Origin of the sequence: Pseudomonas gessardii (assembly GCF_001983165.1) — a bacterium.
GTDB lineage: Bacteria > Pseudomonadota > Gammaproteobacteria > Pseudomonadales > Pseudomonadaceae > Aquipseudomonas > Aquipseudomonas gessardii.
On sequence record NZ_MNPU01000011.1, the window covers coordinates 21,157 to 36,169 of the forward strand.

18 protein-coding genes are annotated in these 15,013 nt (G+C 63.2%); 7 read left to right on the top strand and 11 right to left on the bottom strand.

Annotated elements, in window-relative coordinates; all coding sequences use genetic code 11:
- Positions 1–70 precede the first annotated feature (70 nt).
- Positions 71–1,009, top strand: a complete 939-nt coding sequence (locus tag BLL38_RS10145; RefSeq protein ID WP_076962453.1) for a LysR family transcriptional regulator — start codon at positions 71–73, stop codon at positions 1,007–1,009.
- Positions 1,010–1,116: 107 nt separating this feature from the next.
- On the opposite strand, the gene BLL38_RS10150 is transcribed toward BLL38_RS10145, so the two are convergent.
- From BLL38_RS10150 to BLL38_RS10160, 3 genes are read right to left on the bottom strand one after another with little or no spacing between them, the layout of a single operon-like run.
- Positions 1,117–1,659 carry a DUF2937 family protein gene (locus BLL38_RS10150; RefSeq protein WP_076962454.1) on the bottom strand — a complete coding sequence of 181 codons (543 nt, stop codon included), beginning with the start codon at positions 1,657–1,659 and terminating at the stop codon, positions 1,117–1,119.
- 11 nt (positions 1,660–1,670) lie between these two features.
- A complete protein-coding gene (locus tag BLL38_RS10155; RefSeq protein WP_076962455.1) occupies positions 1,671–2,447 on the bottom strand; it encodes a class II glutamine amidotransferase in 777 nt (258 codons plus the stop codon).
- A 30-nt stretch (positions 2,448–2,477) separates the two neighbouring features.
- On the bottom strand, positions 2,478–2,942 hold the full coding sequence (locus BLL38_RS10160; RefSeq protein ID WP_029292339.1) for a hypothetical protein: 465 nt from the start codon (positions 2,940–2,942) through the stop codon (positions 2,478–2,480).
- A 90-nt stretch (positions 2,943–3,032) separates the two neighbouring features.
- Here BLL38_RS10160 and BLL38_RS10165 point away from each other — a divergent pair, with 90 nt between their 5' ends.
- The gene (locus BLL38_RS10165; RefSeq protein WP_076962456.1) at positions 3,033–5,087 is read left to right on the top strand and encodes a S9 family peptidase; all 2,055 of its coding nucleotides are present in this window, start codon (positions 3,033–3,035) and stop codon (positions 5,085–5,087) included.
- Here BLL38_RS10165 and BLL38_RS10170 read toward each other — a convergent pair.
- On the bottom strand, positions 5,084–5,365 hold the full coding sequence (locus tag BLL38_RS10170) for a hypothetical protein (protein WP_076962457.1): 282 nt from the start codon (positions 5,363–5,365) through the stop codon (positions 5,084–5,086). The two genes, BLL38_RS10165 and BLL38_RS10170, sit on opposite strands and share 4 nt — an antisense overlap.
- A gap of 81 nt (positions 5,366–5,446) precedes the next feature.
- Here BLL38_RS10170 and BLL38_RS10175 point away from each other — a divergent pair, with 81 nt between their 5' ends.
- The 4 genes from BLL38_RS10175 to BLL38_RS10190 all read left to right on the top strand — a co-directional run bounded on the left by BLL38_RS10175 (position 5,447) and on the right by BLL38_RS10190 (position 7,667).
- On the top strand, positions 5,447–6,133 hold the full coding sequence (locus BLL38_RS10175; protein WP_076962458.1) for a spermidine synthase: 687 nt from the start codon (positions 5,447–5,449) through the stop codon (positions 6,131–6,133).
- A gap of 65 nt (positions 6,134–6,198) precedes the next feature.
- Positions 6,199–6,573, top strand: coding sequence for a YajD family HNH nuclease (locus BLL38_RS10180; RefSeq protein WP_003210675.1), 375 nt, complete (start codon positions 6,199–6,201; stop codon positions 6,571–6,573).
- A 212-nt stretch (positions 6,574–6,785) separates the two neighbouring features.
- Positions 6,786–7,253, top strand: coding sequence for an RNA methyltransferase (locus BLL38_RS10185; protein ID WP_032863501.1), 468 nt, complete (start codon positions 6,786–6,788; stop codon positions 7,251–7,253).
- A gap of 69 nt (positions 7,254–7,322) precedes the next feature.
- Positions 7,323–7,667 carry a YgaP family membrane protein gene (locus BLL38_RS10190; protein WP_076962459.1) on the top strand — a complete coding sequence of 115 codons (345 nt, stop codon included), beginning with the start codon at positions 7,323–7,325 and terminating at the stop codon, positions 7,665–7,667.
- A 93-nt stretch (positions 7,668–7,760) separates the two neighbouring features.
- Here the strand turns inward: BLL38_RS10190 and BLL38_RS10195 are convergent, their stop codons facing one another.
- Together BLL38_RS10195 and BLL38_RS10200 are read right to left on the bottom strand one after the other, a co-directional pair.
- Positions 7,761–8,993: a hypothetical protein gene (locus tag BLL38_RS10195; RefSeq protein WP_076962460.1), complete on the bottom strand. Its 1,233-nt coding sequence runs from the start codon at positions 8,991–8,993 to the stop codon at positions 7,761–7,763.
- A gap of 9 nt (positions 8,994–9,002) precedes the next feature.
- On the bottom strand, positions 9,003–9,452 hold the full coding sequence (locus BLL38_RS10200) for a YcgN family cysteine cluster protein (RefSeq protein WP_029292333.1): 450 nt from the start codon (positions 9,450–9,452) through the stop codon (positions 9,003–9,005).
- Positions 9,453–9,604: 152 nt separating this feature from the next.
- Here BLL38_RS10200 and BLL38_RS10205 point away from each other — a divergent pair, with 152 nt between their 5' ends.
- Positions 9,605–10,198, top strand: coding sequence for a nitroreductase family protein (locus BLL38_RS10205; protein WP_076962461.1), 594 nt, complete (start codon positions 9,605–9,607; stop codon positions 10,196–10,198).
- Between the two features lie 36 nt (positions 10,199–10,234).
- On the opposite strand, the gene BLL38_RS10210 is transcribed toward BLL38_RS10205, so the two are convergent.
- From BLL38_RS10210 to BLL38_RS10230, 5 genes are all read right to left on the bottom strand, one after another.
- A complete protein-coding gene (locus tag BLL38_RS10210; RefSeq protein WP_076962462.1) occupies positions 10,235–11,167 on the bottom strand; it encodes a D-2-hydroxyacid dehydrogenase in 933 nt (310 codons plus the stop codon).
- A gap of 113 nt (positions 11,168–11,280) precedes the next feature.
- Entirely contained in the window at positions 11,281–11,574 is a 294-nt protein-coding gene (locus tag BLL38_RS10215) for a YcgL domain-containing protein (protein WP_032863507.1), read from the bottom strand.
- Positions 11,571–12,704, bottom strand: a complete 1,134-nt coding sequence (gene rnd / locus BLL38_RS10220; protein ID WP_076962463.1) for a ribonuclease D — start codon at positions 12,702–12,704, stop codon at positions 11,571–11,573. Before rnd ends, BLL38_RS10215 begins: the two co-directional genes overlap by 4 nt.
- A 122-nt stretch (positions 12,705–12,826) precedes the next feature.
- Positions 12,827–13,483: a class I SAM-dependent methyltransferase gene (locus tag BLL38_RS10225; protein ID WP_076962464.1), complete on the bottom strand. Its 657-nt coding sequence runs from the start codon at positions 13,481–13,483 to the stop codon at positions 12,827–12,829.
- A gap of 98 nt (positions 13,484–13,581) precedes the next feature.
- A complete protein-coding gene (locus BLL38_RS10230) occupies positions 13,582–14,955 on the bottom strand; it encodes a glutamine synthetase family protein (protein WP_076962465.1) in 1,374 nt (457 codons plus the stop codon).
- Positions 14,956–15,013 lie beyond the last annotated feature (58 nt).

Genomic DNA, 15,013 nt, shown 5'->3' on the forward strand with positions numbered 1-15,013 from the left:
TTTTTGGCGCGCAGCCCCTGTTGCGTCCAACTAATAAAAACCGATCCATGCATAAGAAAAAGTTGATCCCATGAATTTGAAGTTCCTCGAAACCTTCGTCTGGGTAGCCCGGCTCAAGAGCTTCCGGCTTACGGCAGAGAAGCTGTTCACCACCCAAGCCTCGATCTCCAGCCGCATTGCGGTGCTGGAAAGCGAGCTGGGGGTGAAGCTATTCCTGCGTGACTCGCGTGGCGTGAGCCTGACCCCGGATGGGGTGAAGGTGCTCGATTATGCCGAGCAGATGATGATCACCATGCAGGGGCTCAAGCAGTCGCTGGAAACCACCAGCAGCAAGGTCGGACGCATCCGCATCGGCGCGATGGACACGGTGATCCACACCTGGCTCAGCCCCTTGGTGACCGAACTGATGGCGCATTTCCCTCTGGTGGAAATCGAGTTGGTCGCCGATACCGCGCTGAACCTCTGCGATCAGCTGCAAAAAGGCTTTCTCGACCTGATTCTGCAAACCGACCTGCTGCGTCAGGAATCGGTGCGCAGCCTGGAGCTGGCCAGCCACCCCATGGGCTGGATCGTCGCCAGCCATTCGATCTACAACCGCGACTACGCCTCCCTCGCCGAACTGGCCCAGGAACGGATCATCACCTACTCGAAAAACTCTCATCCGCACCAGGATGTGCTGAGCCTGATGCAAGCCCACGGCGTGGCGGCGCCGCGCATGAACTGCGTGAACTCGGTGTCGGCCATCACCCGTTTACTGCGTGACGGCTTTGGCATTGGCGCGTTGCCGCCGGTGCTGGTCAGCGAGGAGCTGGCACGGGGTGAGTTGGTGCTGCTGCCCATGGAACAGCGCTTGCCGAACCTGCAGGTGGTGGTGTCGTGGCGGGTGGGGGTGGAATTGGTAGAGGAAATCGTCGCGCTCTGCCAGAGCGTCGTGGCGCGGTATGCCGAGGAAGTGGGTGAAGAGCGCATGGTGCTCAGTCAACCACCCTCGCTGAAGAAACCCGATTGAAGCTGTGAGAGCGGGCTTGCTCGCGATGCAAGCGCTGCGGTCAATCAGATACACCGAGGCGATGCTATCGCGAGCAAGCCCGCTCCCACACAAGCCCTACCTATCCCTTACAGGCCCTTGAGATCCCGCTCTTCAATCGGCCGGCTCTGGCGCAAACGCTTGCCGCCCAGCACCACCCAGTCGATCAGGCGGAACAAACACTCCAGGCCGAACGACAGCAGCATCGCCCCACCCAGGCCCCAGCCCATGGCTTCGGGGGTCAGGAGGATCTGGTAGCTGTAGCCATTCCAGGTTTCCCGGCGGATATCCGGGTCGGCGGCCACCGCCACCTGCAAGGCGCGGATGTACCACGGTCCCTGCATGGCCTGGAACTGCTTGTCCAACGCCACCTGGCGATCGAGCAAAGTGCCGAGGCTGTTGGCATCGCTGCGAAACACCGGATCCTCGCTGGCACGGTAATGCGCCACCAATGCTTGCAAATCGCCATTAAAGAACTGCTGCGCAGTGCGTTCAAAACCGCGCAAACCGGTCTGGGCTTCGATCAAATGGGCTTCGACGCGCTTGGCGTAGTCGTTGATAAACCCCGGGACTTGCACCCCGACCAACAAGCCGATGGCAAACAACACCAGGCGCAGATAGCTGAGCAACATAATCGACGTCCTTATGCGGTTGTGCCCTGGCGCACGCATTCGCCGCGCCGCCACAGGCTCCACTGGCCCGGTTCGTAGCGGGTCCAGGTCTCGTTTTCGGTCAAGGGTTCGGTGGCAATCACCGTCACCACATCATTAGGCGTGGTTTCGGCCTGAAAATCGACGATCACGTCGACATCTTTCAGGCGTGCAGGACCAAAAGGTGCGCGACGGGTAATCTGTGCCAGTTTGGTCGAGCAATAGCAAAACAGCCAATCACCATCACTGAGCAGGCAGTTGAACACGCCCTTGCTGCGGTATTCGGCGCAGGCGGCGATCAGGTCCGGCAGCACCTGCTCGATATCCACCGGCTCGGGAAACGCCTGGCGAATACGGTTGAGCAGGTCGCAGAAGGCCGCTTCGCTGTCGGTATCGCCCACCGGGCGGTAGAACGTGGCCTGGGGCGTGAAGTCCGCGAGTTGGCCGTTATGGGCGAAACACCAGTTGCGCCCCCACAGCTCGCGCACGAACGGATGGGTGTTGGACAGGCTCACCTTGCCGACATTGGCCTGGCGGATATGGCCAATCACCACTTCACTCTTGATCGGATAACGCTGCACCAGCAGCGCCACTTCCGACTCGCTGCTGGCCGCCGGGTCCTGGAACAGCCGCAGGCCACGGCCCTCGTAGAAGGCAATGCCCCAGCCATCGCGGTGCGGCCCGGTGCGCCCACCGCGCTGCATCAGCCCGGTGAAGCTGAACACGATATCAGTCGGTACGTTGGCACTCATGCCCAATAATTCACACATGCCAGGACTCTCGATGCAGGGCAAACAACGTTAAAGACGCGGTTCGACCCGCATGCCACTGACAGGGGCCGGCGGGCGGCCATAGGGTTCGTCGTCCTCAGGCTCGGCCGCGACCGCTGCCGCAGCGGCGGCCTTCTGCTCACGCCGGGCCTTGGCGGCACGTTCGATGGGCCAGCGGATCAGCACAAAGACCAGGTACAGGCCAAAGGCAATCATGGCGTACATCAGTAAGTCGGACACCGCCCGCCAGGCGTTATTGCCCACCTTGAGCAACAGATCCAGGGCGGTGATGGCCACGGCCGGGGCAAACTGCTCCTTGACCGGGTCGACAATGGTCGGGCTCAACAGTAGCACCGCCATCAGCAACCGCAGCGGTTCGCGCAGCCAGCGCCAGATCCAGCGGGTCAGGCGAAACCACACCAGCAGGCAGCCCAAAGCGGCGAAGGCGTAAAGGCCCCAAGCGGTCAGATAGTCGTTCTCGGTCATGGTGTCCATGGCAAGGTAGGCAAACAGGCCCGTATGATAACGGCTTTTGAGGGCCACGGCTGCAATGCCGTCGGCCCACCACCAGACAGAGAGTGATCCATGCCTCCATCGACCCACGCCGCTGCCGCCCCGATTGCCCGCCAGGACTCAGGCCAGGACCCGTATGCCTGGTTGCAAGAACGCGACAACAGCGAGGTGCTCGACTACCTCAAGGCCGAGAATGCCTGGCAAGAGGCGCAGCTTGAAGACCAGAAAGCGCTGCGCGAAACGCTGTTTCAAGAGATCAAGGGCCGTATCCTTGAGACCGACCTATCACTGCCCTCGCCCTGGGGCCCGTACCTGTATTACACGCGCACCACCGCCGGTGACGAGTACGCACGCCACTACCGCTGCCCACGCCCGGCCGACGACAGCCAGCAGATCGACGAAAGCGCCGAAGAACTGCTGCTGGACCCGAATGTGCTGGCCAATGGCGGCTTTTTCTCCCTCGGTGCCTTCAGCATCAGCCCGGACCACAAGCGCCTGGCCTACAGCCTGGATACCAATGGCGAAGAGATCTACACCCTGTACGTAAAGGAATTGTCTTCGGGCAAGGTCAGCGAACTGGCGTTTGCCGACTGCGATGGCAGCATGACCTGGGCCAACGACAGCCTGACGCTGTTCTTCGGCGAACTGGACGACACCCACCGCCCGCACAAGCTGTATCGCTATCGCCTGGACGGCACCGCCGCCGAAGAGGTGTTCCACGAGCCTGACGGGCGCTTCTTCCTGCATTGCTACCGCTCCAGCTCCGAGCGTCAACTGCTGCTGTCCCTGGGCAGCAAGACCACCAGCGAAGTCTGGGCCCTGGATGCCGAGCAGCCGCAACAGGCGTTTACCTGCCTGGCGCCACGGGTCGAAGGCCATGAGTACGATGTCGACCACGGCAAGCTGGACGACCAATGGACCTGGTTTATCCGCAGTAACCGCGACGGCATCAACTTTGCGCTGTTCCAGGCCGCCGACACCGGCAGCGTGCCCAGCGAAGACCAGTGGCACAACCTGATTGCCCACGATGACGCCGTAATGCTCGACGGCGTGACGCTCAATGCCCGGGCCATGACCCTGAGCCTGCGCATTGGCGGCCTGCCGGTGATCGACGTGCACCCACAGGGCCTGCCGACCTATCGCGTGGAATTGCCAGACGCGGCCTACAGCCTATACGTGCAAAACAGCCTGGAGTTCCACAGCGACAAGATCCGCCTGCGCTATGAAGCCCTCAATCGCCCGGCCCAGGTCCGTCAACTGGAACTGGCCAGCGGCGCGCAACAAGTGCTCAAGCAAACCCCGGTACTGGGCGTGTTCAATGCCGACGACTACGTCAGCCAGCGGTTGTGGGCGACGTCTGCCGATGGCACCCAGGTGCCGATCAGCCTGGTGGTCAGGCGCGACCAGGTGGGCCAGCCGACGCCACTGTACCTGTACGGCTACGGCGCCTACGGCTCAAGCCTCGACCCGTGGTTTTCCCATGCGCGCCTGAGCCTGCTGGACCGCGGCGTGGCATTTGCCATTGCCCATGTACGCGGCGGTGGCGAACTGGGCGAGGCCTGGTACCGCGCCGGCAAGCAGGAGCACAAGCAAAACACCTTCAGCGACTTTATTGCCTGCGCCGAGCACTTGATCGCCGAGGGCCTGACCACCGCCAAGCAACTGGCTATCAGCGGTGGCAGCGCCGGCGGGCTGTTGATCGGGGCCGTGCTCAACCAGCGCCCGGAGCTGTTCCAGGCGGCGATTGCCGAGGTGCCCTTTGTCGACGTGCTCAACACCATGCTCGACCCGGACCTGCCCCTGACCGTCACCGAATATGACGAATGGGGCAACCCCCAGGAGCCCGAGGTGTATGAACGGATCAAGGCCTATGCGCCCTACGAAAATGTCAGCGCCCAGGCCTACCCGGCGATGCTGGTGATCGCCGGCTATAACGACAGCCGCGTGCAGTACTGGGAAGCCGCCAAGTGGGTGGCCAAGCTGCGCGCCACCAAGACCGACGACAACCTGTTGCTGCTCAAGACCGAACTGGGCGCCGGCCATGGCGGCATGAGCGGGCGCTACCAGGGCTTGCGTGACGTGGCCCTGGAATACGCCTTTGTGTTCAAGGCCCTGGGGCGGGCTTAAGAACCCGTCGCCTTCGGTTTGCTGTCGTTTTGCTGCAGGCCGGGCAAGATCTGGTCCTTGGGCGGCTTGGGCATTTCAATCGGCGGCAACGGCGCCCCGGCCCCTTGTGGCTTGGGTGCCGTGGGCGGGGTAACTTGCGGATAGGGGGTCGGCGTTGCAGTGCCCGGTCCGCCCGTGGTGGTCGCCGGCGTGTTCGGCACGGCTTGCAACTGCTGGGCATGTGCGGCCCCCAATGTGAGCACACTCCCTACAATGACCGCTAGAATGCTGCACTTCATCGATGGCTCCATGGCCTGACTGTTAACCAGTCCCAAGGCTACTCCCAACCGCGCAAGAATGCCCTTCCCAATGAGATTTCCATGAAACGTTTCGTGCTGCTCGACACCACCCCCATTCCCGATAACGGCGGCGCCCTGTGCCTGTTCGAGTATGGCGAGGATTTTGTGATCAAGATCCAGGGCGGTGACGGCGGGCAATTGATGAACACGCGCATGCACGGTTCCGAAGATGCCCTGGCCGAGATCCCCTGCCGCAAGGTCGCCGGGCGCCCCGGTTCACGGGTGTTGATTGGCGGCCTGGGCATGGGGTTCACCCTGGCCTCGGCGCTCAAGCACCTGGGCAAGACGGCACAAGTGGTGGTGGCTGAGCTGGTGCCGGGCGTCGTGGAATGGAATCGCGGCCCCCTGGGGGAAAAGTCCGGCAACCCGTTGCAGGACCCGCGCACCGTGATCCGCCTGGAAGACGTGGCCAAGGTGCTGCAAGCCGAGCCCCAGGGCTTTGATGCAATCATGCTCGATGTCGACAACGGCCCCGAAGGCCTGACGCAGAAAGCCAACAGCTGGCTGTACTCCGCCGGCGGCCTCAGCGCCTGCGCCAAGGCCCTGCGGCCCAAGGGCGTGCTGGCGGTGTGGTCGGCCAGCGCCGACAAGCAGTTCAGCGACAAACTGCGCAAGGCCGGCTTCAAGGCCGAGCAAGTGCAAGTCTTCGCCCACGGCAACAAGGGCACCCGGCATACCATCTGGATTGCCGAGAAGCTCAAGGGCTGAAGTAAATTGCCCCGCGAGCAGCTAGAATCAACGCTATCCGTGAGCCACTAAAAACAGGAGCCATGATGAGCTCGACCAACCCGCCCTCCCACACCGCCAAGCTGGACCGCATCCTCGCCGATGCCCAGCGCGACCGGGAAATGGGCTACCGCGACAAAGCCCTGAAAATGTACCCCCACGTGTGTGGCCGCTGTGCCCGTGAGTTCGCCGGCAAGCGCCTCAGCGAACTGACCGTGCACCACCGTAACCACAACCATGATGACAACCCCCAGGACGGCTCCAACTGGGAGTTGCTGTGCCTGTACTGCCACGACAACGAGCACTCGCGCTATACCGACCAACAGTACTTCGGCGAAGGCTCCACCAGCAGCCCGACCATTGCCAAGGCTACGCACAACCCGTTTGCGGCGTTGGCGGGGTTGATGAAGAAGGACGACTGACGGTCGTCGCTGAACGTTACGACGCCATCGCGGCGATGCGGCGATCCGACAAGCCTGGCTCCCACATTTGAAATGCATTCACCTGTGGGAGCCGGGCTTGTCGGGTCGCCGTATCGCCGCGATGACAATCGCCCAGACACGCCATTTCTATACCGACCGCAGATCGAGCAATCCCCGTATAATCGCGGTTTTTCTCGAAGGCACCCTCTCCCGTGGGCAATAAACGCTACAGCTGCATCGGTCTGTATAACCCCAAATCCCCCGAAAACGTCGGTTCGGTCATGCGCGCCGCCGGCTGCTATGGCGTGGCTTCGGTGTTTTACACCGGTAAACGCTATGAGCGGGCCCGGGACTTTATTACCGACACCAAGAAGGTCCACCACGATATCCCGCTGATCGGTATCGACGACCTGAAAAAAATCCTGCCCCTGGGCTGTATCCCGGTCGCCGTGGAGTTGGTGGACGGGGCCCGGCCGTTGCCGGAGTACACCCATCCTGATCGCGCGCTGTATATCTTCGGCCCCGAAGACGGCTCCCTCGACAAAGAGATCCGCGACTGGTGCGAAGACGTGATCTACATTCCGACCACCGGCTGCATGAACCTGGCGGCCACCGTCAATGTGGTGCTCTACGACCGCCTGGCCAAGGGCAATAACACCCGCTCGGGCCCCAAGTACTGATTTTTTGGGAACATCCACCGCCTGCCCGCAGTCAGCTGAATATCTATGGCCCTTTGTTGGAGACAGACCATGAGCGACAGCAAAACCCTCAACCCCGTGATTGAATCGACGTCGTTCCAGACCCAGCCGACCCAGAACGTCCAGGGCTGGGAGCGCATTGGCTCCCTGGCCGGTGGTGTGGTGATGATGGGCAAGGGCATTCGCCGGGGCGGTTTTTTCGGCCTGGTCCAGGTGGCGATTGGCGGCGTGGCGTTCGCGCGCGGGATCAGCGGGCATAGTTCGGCCAAGTCGCTGCTGGAAAAAAGCCGCCGGGATATGAACAGCGTGCGCACTAAAATCGAACGGGCCGGTGAGGAACTGAAAACCCTCAAGACCCGGGCGCAACAAGTGGCTGCCGAAAAAACCACCCACTGACACAACTTGTGTGGAAACTGGGCCAGCTCCCACACAAATGCAGTTCCCACACAAGCCCAGTGCCTACACAAGCGGTGTTCCCACCGTTGAGGTTCAGCGCAGCAATTTGCTGTCGAGCACCACCGAGGATTCGCCGATCACGCTGGCGGCCAACTGCACAAACGCCTGGGTGGTGATGCTGTCCAGGCGCATCAGCGCCTGGGTCAGGTCATCCAGGGAGCGTTTGTTGTGGGTTTTCAGGCGGATCTCGCGATCCAGCTCCTGCAACACCACCACCGCCCGCGCCACCGTGGCGCCGCTGACGTGCTCGCCGCGCAACGTCGTCACGCCCTTGCCGTCCTTGCTCAAGCGCGCCTGGATCGCCCCATAGCGCTCATCGCTGATACCGCCCGCGCGCCGCAGCAACTCGATGGCGTAATACTCCGCGAGGCCTTCGCTGATCCAGTCGCTGCCCTGCTGGTCGTTGAACCGGCCAATGGCCTGCACCACTTCGCGAATCAACGGGCTGCTGCCGTTTTCGCTGACCAACGGCGTACGGCTATTGAGGTACACCGAATCACGCCCGGCAAACGCGCCACGGCGCATCGGATCACTGGCGCCCACCACCAGCAGCTTGGCCGGATGCCGGGGAAACGCCGCTTGCACCTGGGGCCAGACAAACGTCAGCAAGGTCAGCACATCCATGCGGCGCATGGCCTGGCCCTTGGGCGAGGCCACGCTGATTTCGGTTTCGCCCAGGCGCACCCGGCGGCTGCCCAGGTTGCCGGCGAGCATCCAGCCGATGGGCCGGTCGAACAGGCGGGAGACATTGTCGATGCGGAACTTATGCTTGCCGATGCGCGGCCAAGGGGTCTCAACGCTTTTCCACCCCGGCGGCAGCTCGAAGGTCAGCCGCGACACCAGCTCCACGCCGTCCTGCTGGTCCAGGCGCGCCGCTGGCACCAGGTCCTCCCCGCGAAACAGCGCCCAACTGGGGGTCATGCGCGATTCGTAGAGGCCGGCCTTGCGCGCATGGCTCAGGCGCACGCGGTAGGTCAGGCTGGCCTTGTCGGCGCCCGGCTGCCACAGGCCGCGACTGGCCCCCACTGCTGGCGTGACCTGCCACTGGCCGTCGGCCTTGAAGTCGCTGTAGTCACCGTCGCGGCCCAGGTCGAAGTCCAGGCTGCGCACCGCCGAGCCCTGGGACAGGCTCAGGCGCACCTCGGCCTGATCGCTTTGGGGTAACAGCTTGACGTAATAATCGAGGTCGACCTTTTTCGCCGACCACGCCGACGCGCTCAACCCCAGCAACAGCAGGCTCGCCATCAGCCTGGCTTGGACCGTCATACGCTCTCCTCAGCCTGCGCGGAAAATCAGGTAATCCTCCCAATCGTCCTCGGGCACGCTGCCTTCGCTGAGCATGCGCCCGGATTGGGAAATGCGTTCGTGGTGCACCGCATCGCGGTCACCGCAGACCAGGTGGTGCCAGAGCGGCAAGTCCTTGCGCTCACTGACCAGGCGATAGCCACAGGTCGGTGGCAACCATTTGAACTGATCGGCCTGGCCCGGGGTGAGCTGGATGCAATCGGGCACCGAGTCCCGACGATTAGGGTAGTCGGTGCACTGGCAGGTCTTCAGGTCCAGCAGTTTGCAGGCGATACGTGTGTAATAGACGCTGTTGTCGTCTTCATCTTCAAGCTTTTGCAGGCAGCACAGGCCACAGCCGTCGCACAGCGACTCCCATTCCTCCTGGTCGAGGTGCTCAAGGGTTTTGCGTATCCAGAAAGGTTCGACTTTGGCGGCCATGGCTCTGCATCAGTATCAATAGGTGAAAAGGCCGCCAGTCTAGTGCCCAAGCCCCCCGGGGCCAAGCGCTTACGACTGCCGGTAGGGCCAGGCTTGTCAGGTGCGCGGTGACGCAGTAGTTTTGAACACCGTTTTTTCATCAGGATGCGCTTATGAGTACTCAAGCCCGCGTTGCCGATTATCCGATCCACCCGCAATTCACCGAGCGCTGGTCGCCGCGTGCGTTTACCGGGGAAAGTATCCCCGAAGAAACCCTGCTGAGCTTCTTTGAGGCGGCGCGCTGGGCACCTTCGGCCTACAACTCGCAGCCTTGGCGGTTTCTCTACGCCCGTCGCGATACGCCGGATTGGCAGCGGTTCCTGGGCTTGCTGAACGAATTCAACCGGGGCTGGGCGCAACATGCGTCAGCGTTGGTGATCGTGGTCTCGAAAACCGACTTCACCGTGCCGGGCGCCACTGAAGAAACCCCGGCGCTGTGGCACACCTTTGACACCGGCTCAGCCTGGGGCCACCTGGCGCTGCAAGCCAGCATCAGCGGCTGGCACACCCATGGCATGGCTGGCTTCGATCAGGAACTGACCCGCCGGGAACTGAAAATCCCCGAGGGCTATGCCCTGCACGCGGCAGTCGCCGTGGGCAAGCTGGGCGACAAGTCGACCCTGGCCGACTACCTGCAAGCCCGGGAAGCCCCAAGCCCGCGCCGGCCGTTGAGCGAGTTGGTAGCGGCAGGTGATTTCAGCCTGTAACACATGGCAGGCGTTGGTTTGCCAGCGCCTGCCGGATCAATAACCGCGCTCGAAGCTCACCTCGCCCCGCAGCGAATCCTTGGCCTGGTACGCCCGCAGGTTCTCGACAAACAGCGCCACCATGCGCCGCGGGCACGTCGGCGCCGAGCTATGGCCGGTCAACAGCAAGCCCCAGGCCGTCCAGAACGGATGACGCTGGGGCAGTGGCTCCTGGCGGCAAACGTCGATGACCGCACCGGCCAGGTGCCCTTCCTTCAGGGCCTCGACCAGATCGGCATCCACCACCGCCACGCCCCGACCGACGTTGATAAACAGGCCGGTGGGCTTGAACTGCTTGAACAGCGCCGCATCGTACAGATCGTGGGTGTTCGGCGTGTTGGGCAGCAGGTTGACCACATAGTCCACCTCGCCCACCAGGCGGCCCAGTTGATCCGGCCCGGCCACCTCGATAAACGGGGCCTGCTCCCGGGCCTCGCTGGCAATGCCGTACAACTCCACGCCAAAGGGCAGCAGGAACTGCGCCACGCTCTGGCCGATATCGCCGGTGCCGACGATCAGCACCTTGCGCCCCGCCAGGCTCTGGCCCATGCGGTTGTCCCACTTGCGCTCGACCTGGCTGACCAGGCGCGCCAGCACCTCACGCTCGTGACCAAGCAGGTAGGTGAGCACGTACTCGGCCATCACCTGGCCGAAAATGCCAACGGCACGGGTCAATCGATAATCCCGTGGCAAGCCATCGGCCAACAGCGGCGTGATGCCGGCCCAGGTCGATTGCAGCCATTGCGGGTGATGGCCCTGGCGCAGCAGGGTTGCCAGCAGGTCCGGCTGGCCCAGCCACACCGGGCAATCGGCGGCCAGGCGCGACAATTGGGCCGAGTCGCCACTGGTCAGGACTTCAAGATCCGGCGCTGCTTCGCGCAGCAGCCGGGCATACAGCGGGTGGTCCTGTTCTGCAATCAGAACGCGCATGGTTCAAACCTTTCAAAAACAGTGCAGGCAGCCACCGCCAGCACACTGACTGCAGGGCTCGGGGCTCGCCAGGTCATTCGATTCAAACGTGCCCCGAACGGGACACGGGTCGATCACATCGGGTCGTTACGGCGCAGCAGCTCTTCGGGCAAGTGTTCGATGTACTCGTCGTCCGGCGGTGGCATTTGCAGGTGGTAGCCCTGCTTTTGCAGGTTGGCCAGGACCGCCACGATATCTTCCTGCTGCAGCTTGCGCTCCGGCGTCAGCACCAGGTTGAACGCGTGTACTGGCTTGCCGAATACCGTCAGCAGGCCTTCGGGCACGCGCTCCAGGGCATCGCTCTTGAGCACGTAGAGGTACATGCCGGCGCGTTTCGGGCTGCGGTAGATGGAACAAATATGTTTCAAGGCTGTTCTCCGGCAGTGGCCAGGCTGTCCAGCAGCACCTGGCCCATCAGCTCGCGGCGCCAGCCACGCAGCGAGTCAGGCAATTGGTAAGGCCCATCGGGGTAGCCACTCTTGACCAGCGCCTCGAGGGTTTTCTTGCGCAGCATCAGCTCCGGGGCCATGTCCAGGCGTTCGGCGAAGGTCTGGCCCAGGGCGCGCAGTTGCTTGATCAGCACCGCGGCATCCACCGGCAACGGCTCAGGCACGGCCGGTGGCCATTGGTCCATCGGCACGCTGGCGGCACGCTTGATCAGGCCCAGCAGGAACTCGCCGTCCTGGCGCACGGTGCGTGGGTGCATGTCTTCGATCTTGCCCAGGGCCGCGAGGGTATCCGGCTGGGACTTGGCCAGGGGCCATAACGAGTGTTCACGCAGGATACGGTTGCGCGGCAGGTCGCGGGCGCGGGCCTGCTGTTCGCGCCAGGCGCACAGTTCACGCAACACGGCGAGCTGGGCACGGGACAGTTTCCAGGCCAGCTTGGCGTCGCGGTAGACCTCGTAGGGGTCGATCTCGCGGCGCAGGTTGGCCACCAGTTCGGCGCCATCTTCCAGGACCCAGGCGTATTTTTCGTCGGACAGTCGCGGGCGCAGCCGTGTGTAGACCTGCGCCAGATGCACCGCGTCTTCGGCGGCATAACTGACCTGGGTCTCGGACAATGGCCGCTGCAGCCAGTCCGAACGGGTCTCGCCCTTGGGCAGCTCGATGTCGAGCACCGCTTGCACCAGGCGCGAGTAGCCCATGGAGAAGCCGAGGTTCAGGTAGGCAGCCGCCAGTTGGGTATCGAACAACGGCACCGGCAGGCTGCCGGTCAGGCGCAGCAACACTTCCAGGTCTTCGCTGCAGGCATGTACCACCTTGATCACCGCCGGGTTTTCCAGCAGGGCGGCCAGGGGTTGCCAGTTATCGATGGTCAGGGGATCGATCAGATAAGCGCGTACACCATCCCCGATCTGGATCAACCCGGCGATGGGATAGAAGGTATCGACCCGCATGAATTCGGTGTCGAGGGCGACGAATGGCAACTGCTGCCATTCGGCGCAATGCTGGCCGAGGCTATCGTTGTCGCAGATCCAGTGAATATCGATGGCCACACGGCTCTCCCTTGAAGAATGGCGCGCAGTATATATCGCCAGAGGGGCTTTCGAGCACCCGCAGTGTGCCAGCCATCATGAAAACTCTGACAGGAGACGAAGAAAAGCCCGACCGTTGAAGGTTATCCTCGTTTACGCAACACATAAACCCGCCACAAGGCCGAGCCGGGCATGAACTCTTGCTGGTTAAGCACCGTGAAGCCCGCCTGGCGGAACTCCGCTTCCACCTCGATGCGATGGGAGCGCAAGGGTTGCCCCGTGCCTGGCGGTTGGCGTTCACGGTGGCGGCTGTCGTTGTTCACCGAGACAATCACGGTGTCGCGGCTGACCCGGTGAAACTCACGCAGCAGCGCCAACCGCGCGTCGGCCGTAGGCACGTGGCGATACAGCTCCAGGCAAAAAATGCAGTCCACCGCGTTGGCCGACAGGCCGATGGAAAAGGCCGAGCCCTGGAACGTCTTGATTCGCCGCAAAAATACCGCGCCATGGTGGCTCTGGGCATGGTCAAGCATGGCCTGGGACGGGTCCGAGGCCAGGATCACCCGGTTACTGTGCTCGGCCAGCACCGGCCAGAAACGCCCGGCCCCACAGGCCAGGTCCAGCACCAGCCCGGGCTCCCCCGCCACTTTCAGGGCGTGGCGCACCAGACGCTCATCGCGCCATAACCATAAGCGGCGCAGCAACGTTGGCGGACGCGGATCGCCGCAGACCCGAGCGTGGTCACGATCACAGCACGCGGCGAATTCAGCCTCGATGGACGATGGGGGTTGTGACGACATCACGGGACTCATGTAGATGAACCGGTCTCTACGGACACTGGATCTTCAGCTTAACCACCCTCGCGTGAAAAAAAGGTTGAAAGCGCCACGGCCCGTCATCACGCCTGGTGCAGGTACCAGCGCCAGTCCTGCTCGCCCACTTCGCCCATGAACTGCCGGTACTCGGCCCGCTTGACCGCCAGGTACACATCAAGGAACGCCTGGCCGAACGCCTCCCGCGCCCAGGCCGAAGCTTCCAATGCGCGCAAGGTGGTCAGCCAGTCGGTGGGCAGCAGTTCCTTGGCCTGGGCGTAACCGTTGCCCGTGACCGGCGCGCCGGGATCGCGCTGCTCGCGAATGCCGCGGTGAATCCCCGCCAGAATGGCTGCCGCCGCCAGGTAGGGGTTGGCATCGGCGCCGCAGATGCGGTGTTCGATATGCCGCGAAAACGCCGGGCCGCCCGGCACACGCAGGCTCACCGTGCGGTTGTCGACCCCCCAGGTGGCCGCCAGCGGCGCATAGCTGTTGCTCTGGAAGCGGCGGTAGGAGTTGGCGTTGGGACAGAACAGCAGCAAGGAGTCGAGCAAGGTGCTGAGCATGCCGCCGACCGCCTGACGCAGCAGCGGCGTACCGTCGGCCGCCTCGCTGGCAAACAGGTTGTTGCCGTCTGCGTCCGCCAGGCTGACGTGCATATGCATGCCGGTGCCAGCCAGGTCATCGAACGGCTTGGCCATGAAACAGGCCGTCATCCCGTGTTTATGGGCCACGCCCTTGACCAGGCGTTTGTAGCGCACCGCCTCGTCCATCGCCTGCAAGGCATCGCTGCGATGCTCCAGGGTGATCTCGACCTGGCCCGGGGCGTATTCGGAAATCGCCGTGCGGGCGGGGATGCCTTGCAGTTTGCAGGCGCTGTACAGGTCGGCCAAAAACGGTTCGATCTGCTCCAACTCCCGCAGGCCATAGACCTGGGTCGAGCGCGGGCGACCGCCATCTATATCCCGCGCCGGTTGTGGGCGGCCATTGCTGTCGGGTTTCTGGTCCAGCAGGTAGAACTCCAGTTCCGCCGCCATCACCGGGTAATAACCGTCGGCCTTGAGCCCGTCGATGACCTTGGCCAGCAAGTGCCGGGGGTCGGCCACCGTCGCCGGCAGGCCTTCCTCGGGGTGCATGCTGACCTGCACCGCCGCCGTCGGGATCAACCGCCACGGCATGCGCTGCAAACTGCCGCTGATCGGGTAGGCGCGGCAGTCGATATCCCCCACCTCCCACACCAGGCCGGAGTTTTCCACATCGTCGCCATTGAGGGTCAGGCCCAGGATGGTACTGGGCAGCGGCCGGCCGCTTTCGTAGACCGCCAGCAGTTCATCACGGTGCAGCAGCTTGCCGCGGGGCACGCCGTTGCTGTCGAGGATAAACAGCTCGAACATCTCGATATCGGGGTTGTGCTCAAGAAAGGACTGGGCTTCGTGCAGGCTGGCAAATACGTGACTCATGGCAACTCTCTTACGTTTGCGTCAGGCAGGCGCGCGCGACGGCGCACCCGTAATGGGG